This window comes from Tardiphaga sp., from assembly GCF_025356345.1.
Classification (GTDB): Bacteria; Pseudomonadota; Alphaproteobacteria; order Rhizobiales; family Xanthobacteraceae; genus Tardiphaga.
The window spans coordinates 1-9,027 of record NZ_JANXTC010000303.1; the positions used below are offsets into that span (position 1 = coordinate 1).

7 protein-coding genes and 1 pseudogene are annotated in these 9,027 nt (G+C 62.4%); 7 read left to right on the plus strand and 1 reads right to left on the minus strand.

All coding sequences use genetic code 11. From position 1 onward, the window contains the following. Positions 1-37 precede the first annotated feature (37 nt). The 6 genes from urtE (at position 38) to Q0S16_RS18595 (ending at position 7,257) form a co-directional block, all read left to right on the plus strand. Entirely contained in the window at positions 38-727 is a 690-nt protein-coding gene (urtE, locus tag Q0S16_RS18570; protein WP_295851242.1) for an urea ABC transporter ATP-binding subunit UrtE, read from the plus strand. Positions 728-767: 40 nt separating this feature from the next. After that, complete coding sequence (gene fmdA, locus Q0S16_RS18575) at positions 768-1,997, plus strand: formamidase (RefSeq protein ID WP_295851237.1); 1,230 nt, start codon at positions 768-770, stop codon at positions 1,995-1,997. A gap of 135 nt (positions 1,998-2,132) precedes the next feature. After that, positions 2,133-2,474, plus strand: a complete 342-nt coding sequence (locus Q0S16_RS18580) for a zinc ribbon domain-containing protein (protein ID WP_295851238.1) — start codon at positions 2,133-2,135, stop codon at positions 2,472-2,474. Positions 2,475-2,641: 167 nt separating this feature from the next. Beyond that, the gene (locus Q0S16_RS18585) at positions 2,642-3,481 is read left to right on the plus strand and encodes an aldo/keto reductase (RefSeq protein ID WP_295851239.1); all 840 of its coding nucleotides are present in this window, start codon (positions 2,642-2,644) and stop codon (positions 3,479-3,481) included. Positions 3,482-3,729: 248 nt separating this feature from the next. Continuing rightward, a complete protein-coding gene (locus Q0S16_RS18590) occupies positions 3,730-4,638 on the plus strand; it encodes a DMT family transporter (protein WP_295851243.1) in 909 nt (302 codons plus the stop codon). Between the two features lie 252 nt (positions 4,639-4,890). Then, the gene (locus Q0S16_RS18595; protein WP_295851240.1) at positions 4,891-7,257 is read left to right on the plus strand and encodes an EAL domain-containing protein; all 2,367 of its coding nucleotides are present in this window, start codon (positions 4,891-4,893) and stop codon (positions 7,255-7,257) included. A 25-nt stretch (positions 7,258-7,282) separates the two neighbouring features. On the opposite strand, the gene Q0S16_RS18600 is transcribed toward Q0S16_RS18595, so the two are convergent. Then, positions 7,283-7,744, minus strand: coding sequence for an Lrp/AsnC family transcriptional regulator (locus Q0S16_RS18600; protein ID WP_295851241.1), 462 nt, complete (start codon positions 7,742-7,744; stop codon positions 7,283-7,285). Between the two features lie 139 nt (positions 7,745-7,883). Between Q0S16_RS18600 and Q0S16_RS18605 the strand changes: the two are divergent. Next, positions 7,884-9,027 (plus strand): annotated as a pseudogene (locus Q0S16_RS18605) (transketolase); the annotation flags it as partial.

Below are 9,027 nucleotides of genomic sequence, written 5' to 3' on the forward strand. Positions count from 1 at the left end.
CAGAGCGTCGTATCGATTGAATGCCGAGGGGACCACCATGCTTGCCATTAATGATCTTCATGTCGCTTACGGCCAGAGCGAGGTGCTGCACGGCCTCAACATCGCGGTACAGCCCAACGAGATTGTCGCGATCATGGGCCGCAACGGCATGGGCAAGACCACGCTGATGAAATCGTTGATGGGCATCGTGCCGACCAGGAGCGGATCGGTGTCGATGCAGGGCAGCGAGATCAGCGGGCTGAAGAGCTACGAACGCGTCGCCAGGGGGCTGGCCTATGTGCCGCAGGGCCGCATGATCTTTTCGCACATGACGGTGAAGGAAAATATCGAGACCGGCCTTGTGGTGTCCGGCGAGAAGAATGTGCCGGGCGATCTCTATGAACTGTTTCCGGTGCTGCTGGAGATGAAGGACCGTCGCGGCGGCAACCTGTCCGGCGGCCAGCAGCAGCAGTTGGCCATCGCGCGCGCGCTCGCCACCAAGCCCAAGGTACTGCTGCTGGATGAGCCGACCGAAGGCATCCAGCCCTCGATCATCAAGGACATGGCCCGCACGCTGAAGCGCATCCGTGACACCAAGGGCCTGTCGATCATCGTCTCCGAACAGGTGCTGAGCTTCGCCCTCGACGTCGCCGACCGCGTGCTGGTGATCGAGAATGGCGAAATCGTCCGCGACGAGATGCGGGTCGGCATCGATGCCGGACAGATCGCCAAATATCTGTCGGTCTAGAATTTCCAACCACCAAGCCGAGTAACCCAGGGAGCATTTAATGGCGGATACACTGATCAAGGTCGACCTCACGCAGTCGGCCTACGACAACGACATGATTCACAACCGGTGGCATTCCGATATTCCGATGGTGGCCTGGGTTAACCCCGGCGACGATTTTATCGTCGAGACCTATGACTGGACCGGCGGCTTCATCAAGAACAATGATTCCGCGGATGATGTGCGCGACATCGATCTTTCGATCGTGCACTTCCTGTCCGGCCCGATTGGCGTCAAGGGCGCCGAGCCCGGCGATCTGCTGGTGGTGGATCTGCTCGATATCGGTCCGATGAAGGACTCGCAATGGGGCTTCAACGGCTTCTTCTCCAAGCAGAATGGCGGCGGCTTTCTCACCGATCACTTCCCGCTGGCGCAGAAGTCGATCTGGGACTTCAAGGGCATGTACACCTCGTCGCGCCACATCCCGGGCGTGAATTTCGCCGGCCTGATCCATCCCGGCCTGATCGGCTGCCTGCCGGATCCGAAATTGCTGGCGACCTGGAATGAGCGCGAGCAGGCGCTGATCGACACCAACCCGACCCGGGTGCCGGGCCTTGCCAATCCGCCCTTCGGTCCGACCGCCCATATGGGCCGGCTCAAGGGCGACGCCCGCGACAAGGCCGCGTCCGAGGGCGCGCGCACCGTGCCGCCGCGCGAACATGGCGGCAATTGCGACATCAAGGATCTGTCGCGCGGCTCCAAGGTGTATTTCCCGGTCTACGTGCCCGGCGGCGGCCTCTCGATGGGCGACCTGCACTTCAGCCAGGGCGACGGCGAGATCACCTTCTGCGGCGCCATCGAGATGGCCGGTTGGCTGCACATCAAGGTCGACATCATCAAGGACGGCGTGTCGAAATACGGCATCAAGAACCCGGTGTTCAAGCCATCGCCGATGACGCCGAACTACAACGACTACCTGATCTTCGAGGGCATCTCGGTCGACGAGGAAGGCAAGCAGCATTACCTCGACGTCCACATCGCCTATCGCCAGGCCTGCCTGAATGCGATCGAATATCTGAAGAAGTTCGGTTATTCCGGCGCGCAGGCCTATTCGATCCTCGGCACCGCGCCGGTGCAGGGCCACATCTCCGGCGTCGTCGACGTCCCCAACGCCTGCGCCACTTTGTGGCTGCCGACGCAGATCTTCGACTTCGACATCAACCCGTCCTCGGTGGGGCCGATCAAGCATATTGACGGTTCGATCCAGATGCCGCTGTCGCAGGACAAGTGACGTGTCATTCCGGGGCGCGGACGGCGTCAGCCGACCGCGAACCCGGAACCTCGAAATGTTCATCGTCCCATCTCGGGATTCCGGGTTCGCTCGCGCTGACGCGCTGGCGCCCCGGAATGACCGCAAGGAGATCAAATGCCGGTCTATGAATATCTCTGCAACGATTGTGGTCCGTTTACCGAGATGCGGCCGATGGCGGAATGCGACGCGCCGCACGACTGCCCGAAGTGCGACGTCGAGGCGCCGCGCGTCATTTTGACGGCGCCGGCGTTTTTCTGCATGCCCTCCGACAAGCGCAAGGCCCATGCCACCAACGAACGCAGCCGCCACGCGCCGAAAAGTTCCGCGGAATACAAGGCCGCGCATGGTGCCGGCTGCGGTTGCTGCTCGGGCAAGAAGCCGTCGCGGTTGGTGAAGCAGACGCGATCCGGTGCCAGGAGCTTTCCAACCGCACGGCCATGGATGATCAGCCACTGACGCCTCCGCCGTCGTCCCGCCCCAAACGGTCATTCCGGGTTCGCTCTCGCTGGCGCGCTCGCGCTCCGGAATGACGATTCGGCGGCCTTCTCCTTATCGCGACATCGCGGTCTCGATGCGCTAGAGTCCATCCTCGCGCTGCGTTCCGCGGCGCGGAGGAGACAAGCGTGCGGCAGCACACATTCGGCGCAACAGGCGCCAGCGTGTCCGTGATCGGGCAGGGCACCTGGTACATCGACCATGGTGACCGCGGCAAAGCCGTCGCCGCGCTGCGCCATGGTCTCGATCTCGGCATGACCCACATCGATACCGCGGAAATGTACGGCGACGCCGAGCCGGTGGTGGCCGAGGCGATCGCTGGGCGGCGCGACGAGGTGTTCCTGGTGTCCAAGATGCTGCCGGGCAACGCCTCGCGGCGCGGCACCGTCGTGGCGTGCGAGCGCTCGCTGAAGCGGCTGCGGACCGACCGGCTCGATTGCTATCTGCTGCACTGGCGCGGCCAGACTCCGCTGGCGCAGACCGTCGCCGCGCTCGAGGACCTGAAAAGCGCGGGCAAGATCCGCTCGTGGGGCGTCAGTAATTTCGATGCCGGCGACCTTGCCGAATTAATCGTGGTCGCGGGCAAGGGAACCATCGCTTGCAATCAGGTGCTGTACCATTTGCAGGAGCGGGCGGTCGAACACCGGGTTATTCCTTGGTGCGAGCAGCACAACGTCGCGGTGGTGGCGTATTCGCCATTCGGCCATAATGATTTTCCGGCCCCGCGCGCCCCCGGCGGACGGGCGCTGCAGCAGATCGCCGAGGCGCATCAGGCTACGCCGCGCCAGGTCGCGCTGGCCTTCCTGACGCAACGCCCCTCGGTCCTCGCAATTCCCAAGGCTTCCTCGGAGGCGCACGCCGCCGACAATGCCGCAGCCGGCACGCTCCTTCTCAGTCCCGACGACATTGCCGGGATCGACCGGGCATTTCCGCGCGGACGCGAGCCCGCAAGCCTGCCGATGCTGTAGCGACCGAAGTCGAACCGGGGGCCTTGCTGCGCTGCACTGCGAACTCCGGGGCCGTGTTTCGAATCCCGGTTCAGGCAAGGCGCATATCCGAATCCCGATATCGGGACTTGTCGTCCTTGCGCGATCATCGTTTTGTGATCTCGCATTCGATTCGGCTCCCGTGGTGCGCGGTGAGCGTCGTTGCCAGCCACACGATCGGTTCCGAAGTGACAAGCCATGTGCCGCCGCCGAAGCTTGCTGTTCCCGCGCTGGCGCATCGACATACCGACAAGCCGTTGCTGGGCATTCTGCTGATCATCGGCTCGACGGTGTTTCTGGCGTCCTCCGATGCCATGGCGAAGTATCTCGCGCGTAGCTTGCCGGCGGCCGAAATCGCCTGGCTGAGGTTCTTCGTGTTCGTGCTGATCCTGTTGCCGATGGTGCTGGCGCCGTCCTCGGGCAAGGCGATGCGCTCGACCCGCCCGCTGCTGCAGGTGTTTCGTGGCCTGGCGCTGCTGGGTTCGTCGATCTTCTTCATCATCGGGCTTGGCTATCTCCCGATCGCCGAGGCGGCTGCGACCGCTTTCATTGCGCCGGTGTTCGTCACCGGGCTATCGATCATGTTTCTCGCCGAGAAGGTCGGCATCCGGCGCTGGATCGCGACCATCGCCGGCCTGGTCGGCGTGCTGGTCGTTGTACGGCCGGGGACGTCGGCCTTCGACCCCGCCGCGATCTATCCGATCCTGTCGGCGCTCGGCTGGGCCGTGGCCCTGGTTCTGACGCGCAAGATCACGGGGGGCGATCGCGCGATTACCACGATGGCCTACTCCGCCATCGTCGGCTTTCTCATCATGAGCGTGCTGGTACCTTTCTACTGGGTGCCGCCGAACTGGCAACAGATCGCACTCGGGGTGGCGATCGGCGTTTCCTCGACCACCGGGCACTGGATCGTGGTGATGGCGTTTCGCTACGCCGACGCGTCGGTGCTGGCGCCGTTCTCCTACGTCCAGTTGGTATGGGTTGCGCTGCTGGGTTTCTTTGTTTTCGGCGAAGTGCCGGATGCATTCACCTATGGCGGCGCCGCCATCATCATTGCCAGCGGGCTCTATACGGCCCACCGCGAACGCGTCCGGCGGGCGCAAGTGCTGATACCTGCCGAGCCCTATCCCAGCGTTTGACGAGGTCATGGTGGAACTGCGCCAAGCCACCCCTCTCTCCCTCAATGCGGGGGACTGAGGTAAAAAATCCTAAAGCACTGATGATTTATCGGGGTATAAAAATAACGCGCGGCATGCACCGGGCTTGATGCGACGTTGTGACCTTGCGAACGCGGCGTGCGGTATATTTGAAACGCGCGAACCGCGCTGGTATGGTCATGTTCAGAGTTTGGAATTGTCTCGAAACGGAGCACGACTGGCGACTGGCGACTGGTGCTGTTGGCGGTTGGCGTCTGCTTCCTCACCAGTCTCGCCGCCGTCAATATGTTCGGGCGTGCCCGTGCCGCCGATGGCCGTTCGCGGCTCGTCTGGTTGATGCTTACCGGTGTGCTGACCGGCTGCGGCGTGTGGGCCACGCACTTCATCGCCATGCTCGCTTACTTGCCGGGCTTCGACATTCGCTATGATCTGCTGATTACGGCCTGCTCGCTGGTTGCCGCGACGGTGATGACAACGGCCGGCTTCGCCATCGCCCTGTTCAAGGGAGGGCGGCAGGGAGGGCTGACCGGAGGCGCGATGGTCGGGGCTGGCATCGCCTGCATGCATTATATGGGCATGGCCTCGCTACGCATTCCCGCGGTCATTGTCTGGATCCCGGATCTGGTCATTGCGTCGATCCTGCTGAGCATTCTGCTCGGCGCAGCAGCGATGGTGATGGCCCAGCACAGCTACAGTCCGATGCGGCTGTTGCTGGCAGCGATGTTGCTGACGCTGGCGGTGAGTCTGCATCATCTAACCGGCATGGGCGCGGTCGATCTGCTGCGCCAGGCGAACGTCGTCGATGACAAGGACCTGCCGTCACCGGTGGCGCTTTCCGCCGTTATCGCCGCCTTCACGGCGGCGGTGGTGCTTGCCGGGCTGATCGGCGCCATGTCCGACCGCCAAACTAAACGTGGCATCGGCCTGCGCGGCATGCAGCTTGACGCCGCGCTGAACAGCATGGCCCAGGGACTGTGCATGTATGATGTCGAGGGCCGGGTCGAGCTATGGAATGACAGCTATCTTCGGATGTACCGAATTGCGCCGGCGCGCATGTTCGTCGGCGCGACGTTTGAGCAGGTGCTGGCGTTACGCAAGGCAGCCGGCACGGCCTTTGTTGAACCGGATCTCTACGAAGCCATGCTTCGCGAGGCCGTCGCCAACCGCAAGCCGGCGACCTACACGGCGGAATTGCCGGACGGACGAATTATCAATGTACAATTCCGGCCGACCAATAATGGCGGCTGGCTGGCGACCCATGGTGACATCACCGAGCAGAAGCTGCGCGATGCGCGCATCGTTCATCTGGCGCGCTACGACGCGATGACCGATCTGCCGAACCGCTTCGCCTTCAACGAACACTTGACGCGGATCTTCGAACAGGCCGCCGCGGGGCAGGGCTCGTTCGCAGTCGTTCGCGCCGATATCGACAGCTTCAAGGAAATCAACGATGTCTACGGCCAGGTGGTTGGCGACGCCGTGCTCACCGAGTTGGCGAAGCGCATCAAGGTGGCCTGCCACGGCGCCTTTCTGGCGCGGCAGGGCGGCGACGAGTTTTCGATCGTATCGCTGCTGGGACCGGAGTTGCAGACCGCGGAGGATCTCAGCGTCAGGTTGTCAGCGGTGCTCGATAACGTGCTGCAGATCGGACGCGAGATGGTTCAGGTCCGTTGTACCATTGGCATCAGCGTCTATCCGCAGGATGGCGCCGATGTCGAGACGCTGGTTTCCCATGCCGATCTGGCGTTGCACCGCGCCAAGGCCGAGGACCGCGGTACCATCCGCTTTTTCGAAGCCGCGATGGACCGGCAGATCCGCGAGAAGCGGTTGATGCAGCGCGATCTTGTTGTGGCGATCGAGAACAAGCAGTTTGAATTATACTACCAGCCACAGTCCACCGCCAATGGCGTCGTCGTCGGTTTCGAAGTGCTGATCCGCTGGCATCATCCGCTGCACGGTATGGTTTCGCCCGGCGTCTTTATTCCGCTGGCGGAGGAGACCGGGTTGATCAGCACCATCGACGAATGGGTGCTGCGCGCGGCCTGTCGTGAGGCGGTAAGCTGGCCGAACCAACTGGCGATCGCGATCAACCTGTCGCCGGTCGACTTCCAGCGCAGCGACGTCCCAGCTCTACTGGCTGCGGTGCTGTCGGAGACCGGCCTGAGCCCGGCCCGCCTGGAGATCGAGATCACCGAAGGCATATTGATCGACGATTTCGCCCGTGCCATCGCGATCCTGCGCCAGATCAAGGCCCTCGGGGTACGCGTCGCGATGGATGATTTCGGCACCGGCTATTCCAGCCTGAGCTATCTGCAGTCGTTTCCGTTCGACAAGATCAAGATCGACCAGACCTTCATCGCCAGCCTGGAAGACAATCCGCAATCGGCGGCCATCATCCATGCCATTCTCGGGCTCGGCCATTCGCTTGGCCTGCCGATGATCGCGGAAGGCGTCGAGACCGAAGCCCAACTGGCATTTCTCACCGCCGAGGGCTGCGCCGAGGTTCAGGGCTATTTGATCGGCCGCCCGCAACCGATCGCGCATTACCGCAGTCTGGTCAGCGGTGGTCGTGAGTATTTCGAGGTGAAGCGGGCCGGCTAGTCTATCCGAGGGCCGTGATTGGCCTTCAGACCGGCAATGCGATCGTGTACTTTACCTGACTCAGTGCGAAGCTGGATTCGATCGAGGCGATGCCGTCGAGCCGGGTCAGCTTGTTTTTCAGAAACGCCTCATAGGATGACAGGTCGGCGGCGACGACGCGCAGCAGGTAGTCGCGATTGCCGGTCATCAGATAGCATTCCAGTACTTCTTCCCACTTCGAGATCGACTTGGCGAAGCGGGTGAGGTCCTCTTCTTTCTGCCGGACCAGCTTGATCGAGATGAACACGCTGACCGGCAGGCCGACGGCCTTCTGGTCGACCAGCGCCATGTAGCGCGTGATGATGCCGCGCTGCTCCAGCAATTTGACGCGGCGGTGGCACGGCGAAATCGACAATCCGACCTTTTCGGCGAGCTCCTGCATGGTGACGCGGCTGTCCATCTGCAGCACGCCGAGGATTTTTCGGTCGATGGCGTCAAGCGAAGGCATTGGAATAAATCCGGTAAATTGAGGGTCTGACAGACAGTTTATCCCAGGATGGCCAGCCATGTCGCGCTAAATTGGTAAGTTTTGCAGGTCAGCGCGGTTAGAATGCCGTCAATCAACAAGCCGAACCAGCGAGGGCGAAATGCCGATCGAGTCCCACCGCCTGCAGACCCTGACCGCGTTGGCGCGAAAGGTGCTGTGGCTGTCGTCCTGGACGATTCACAATGCCAATCATTTGCGCCCCAGCACGGATGGCCTCAAGGTCGGAGGCCATCAGGCGTCGTCGGCGTCGCTGGCGACGATCATGTCGGCGTTGTATTTCTCGGTGCTGAAGCCGGAAGACCGCGTCGCGGTGAAGCCGCACGCCTCGCCGGTGTTTCATGCCATCCAATATCTGTTCGGCCAGCAGACCCGGGAAAAGCTGGAAAATTTTCGCGGCTTCAAGGGCGCGCAATCCTACCCGTCGCGCACCAAGGACATCGACGACGTCGATTTCTCCACCGGCTCGGTCGGGCTCGGCGTGGCGCAGACGCTGTTCTCCTCTTTGGTGCAGGACTATGTCAGCGCCCATGGCTGGATGAAGCACCGGCCCGAGGGCCGCATGATCTCGCTGGTCGGCGATGCCGAGATGGATGAGGGCAATATTTTCGAGGCGCTGCTGGAGGGCTGGAAACACGGTCTGCGCAATACCTGGTGGATCGTCGACTACAATCGGCAGAGCCTTGATGCCGTGGTCCGCGAAGGGCTGTGGGAAAAATTCGAATCCATGTTCCGCAATTTCGGCTGGGACGTGGTGATCGTGAAATATGGCCGGCTGATGCAGGCCGCCTTTGCCGAGCCGGGCGGCGTCGCGCTGAAGGACTGGATCGATAATTGTCCGAACCAGATGTACGCGGCGCTATGTTTTCAGGGCGGCGCGGCGTTTCGCAAGCGCATCCTTGACGAGATCGGGGATCAGGGCGCGCTGTCGCGGCTGATCGAGGCGCGCAGCGATGACGAGTTGCTGGCGTTAATGTCCAATCTCGGCGGCCACGATATGGCCAGCATGGTCGAGGCGTTCGAGGCGATCGACCATGATCGCCCGGTGTGCTTCATCGCCTACACCATCAAGGGCGTCGGCCTGCCGTTCCAGGGCCACAAGGATAATCATGCCGGGCTGATGACGCCGACCCAGATGGAGAAGTGGCGCGAGAACCAGCACATCCAGCCGGGCCATGAATGGGACAAATATGAGGGCATGACGCAGGACGCGGCCGAGCTCGATGCATTCCTCGCCGCGGTGCCGT